This is a genomic window from Aeromonas sp. Y318-3 (assembly GCF_027706185.1).
Taxonomy (GTDB): Bacteria; Pseudomonadota; Gammaproteobacteria; order Enterobacterales; family Aeromonadaceae; genus Aeromonas; species Aeromonas veronii.
This window is the reverse complement of sequence record NZ_JAPDCN010000041.1, coordinates 1-2,528: the sequence shown is the minus strand read 5'-3', so window position 1 is coordinate 2,528 and position 2,528 is coordinate 1. Positions and strand designations below refer to the sequence as shown.

Genomic DNA, 2,528 nt, shown 5'->3' with positions numbered 1-2,528 from the left:
GGATATTTGTTCTGTACTCGACGAAGGTAACAATTCCGATCTTCCGTCACGAGGTCTAACGTGAGCTGGTCGTAGTAGTCTTCGTGATAGCCGATATCCAATCGGATGACTAATAGCTTGGCATGCTGGTCGAATAGGCTATTAACATACGTCGCTATACTGAGCTGATTGCGGTTCTTAGCGCGTTTGAGGTTATTGAGGCGCTTACGGTGCGCCTTACTCTTGAACTCTCTTAGAAACGCATACAGCGCGTTATTAATATCCCTGGCTAATTCGTCACCGACATCACTATCGAGAGATCTCTCATGGATGAGGTGCAATCCATAAACCTCTCGCATATGCGTTAGGAATAGCGCTACCGTTGGATGCGCTGACGATACCTCCTCATGACAATAAAAATAATCACATACGGTATCCAACGCATTAAAGAGTTTGGTTGATAGCCTACGACCAATGCAAGTAATGCGTGACTTACCTGGGGCTGAATAAACAGCCCTGACAATAGGAAGCGCTGTATTTTGGAGTCGGTCTGTTAAGGTTAGGATATCTAATAGTCTGACTGAGTTAAACATGAAGGCCTCGTTTAGGCAGGAGTAACCCTACGCTGTGTTATAGACACACGCGTATATAGGGGCGATTGGTGGAGTGGTATTGGCTAACTATGCTGGTGGTAGCATGACCACCACATGGGAGTGGTGTAATGGTACGCGATAGTGGTTATTGGTTGTATATGGGTGGCTGTACATAGCGTAGGAATAGTATTGAATAGAAGTAATGTTTAATGAATGGTAGTGATATCAAATAATAAATATACCTAAACGTGATACGCATGCCTTACCTACGAAAACGCCAAAAACATATATAAGAAGGCATGGCTATTTCCCTAACCCATGAGCCTATCAAGGCATGATTTATAACACTGGAAGTTATGGAGCTCACTAGGGATGGAAAAAATGTATTCAAGACTGGCTGCGATGAATAAGCCAGCTATCAACATCGTGTTCAAACCAACCAATAGAGGACTGACCTATCTTGAAGGGTTTGGGGAATGTCTCGTCATAACGAGGGGACTTGGGATTAAGCCAGTCATAGATAGTAGACCTAGACATGCCAATCTTGTTGATGAGGTCTTTGATGCGCAGGACTTTGATGGTGTTGTTCATGGTGTACTCCTGATGATGTAGTGGGTTGTTTCATCAGAAGAGCGGGCCAGTGAAAAAAAAGATGGTAGTTCAGCGAGCTGAGTGGTCATGATGCCAAATACAAGTATGTGCCTTCATATTGGTAACTTTCTATGGTTTGGAATGGTCACCCTCTCGGTGCACATAGGTAGCGATAGCCGGAGTGGTAGCCATAGGTAGGAGCATGCACATAGCCCATGGAGAATGAGTGAAAATTCAGATGAGCTTCGCTTTGCCATGCAAAGTCACTTCCCATGTTAAGTGTGATCATGGTTATGTACCATGATTTGTAGCTAAGTGTGCGAATCGGACATCTAGAAGTCCGCCATTTTACTTCTTTGCATTTTTATCGTGATATTCAGCCGGAGTTATGGTTATTTGATAGACAAGTAATTCATCATCATAGCTAGTGACGTAAAAGGAGAATACTCATGACTGACGAAATTGATGTGATAGCAAAAGAAGAAAGGAGGAAGGTAGATAAGGGAGAAACAGAAGAAATAATTAAAAAGTTTTCAATTTATGAGTATAGCGATTCCCTACTGAAAGCAGCTCAAAGAAATAGAACTTATGCCCATATTGCAGCTACGATAAGTAGAGGTCTTATGCTCAAAATATCTGAAATTGATGACTATAGACTTCATTTTATAAAATCTTTTGGGGTGAATCGGCGCCATTACCTGAAAAGAAGTCGGATTGTTTCGGGTGACGCTGATTTCTTTGAACGAATTTTTATGTTGCTTAGATATATTGGGACTATTCGAAAATACAGTTACTACCATTTACCTATGATTGGTCGGCGGATTTTTGAAATAAGTAATTTGGAAGATGAGCAGAGTGTTAGCAAGGCATTCGAATTAATAAAAGATAGAATGGTAAGTCAAAAGGATTTATTGCCTGTGTATAGTGCGGCACAGAAGAAAGAGATTAGAAAGATACTTAGAAAGCTAATTTTGTCAAATATTAATGCATTTATTTCAGATGAAGACTTTGGGAGGCGTTTCAATGTGCATCCTGCAGTGCCATACTTTATTAAAGCTATAAAGTTTCATAGACTGTCAATTGATGGTGATATTGATTTCAATGAATATTACTCAGATGATGTTATTGGTGGGTTGGTAAGCTTTCTTAACGTTGTCTTTGACTCGAACAGCTATAAAGAAAGTGTAAGGGTGAGAGTGTTTAATGTTGAGCAAAATATTAAATCCATCTTTGGCTACGTAAAAGAAAAAGAGGAAGGAAAAGCTCATTATGTGGTCAGATTTAGTTTGGGTTTCAAACCAGAGATAGAGAATATGTATGCTGAAGATGATGACATCCATATCGAGTCTAGTAATGTAGCTACAC

1 protein-coding gene and 2 pseudogenes are annotated in these 2,528 nt (G+C 40.4%); 1 reads left to right on the top strand and 2 read right to left on the bottom strand.

What is annotated here, in order from left to right; all coding sequences use genetic code 11:
* Positions 1-572, bottom strand: a pseudogene (locus OKB77_RS23790) (YagK/YfjJ domain-containing protein); the annotation flags it as partial.
* A gap of 387 nt (positions 573-959) precedes the next feature.
* Positions 960-1,163 carry a helix-turn-helix transcriptional regulator gene (locus tag OKB77_RS23785; protein ID WP_034165687.1) on the bottom strand — a complete coding sequence of 68 codons (204 nt, stop codon included), beginning with the start codon at positions 1,161-1,163 and terminating at the stop codon, positions 960-962.
* A gap of 449 nt (positions 1,164-1,612) precedes the next feature.
* On the opposite strand from OKB77_RS23785, the pseudogene OKB77_RS23780 reads away from it, so the two are divergent.
* Positions 1,613-2,528: pseudogene (locus OKB77_RS23780) on the top strand (hypothetical protein); the annotation flags it as partial.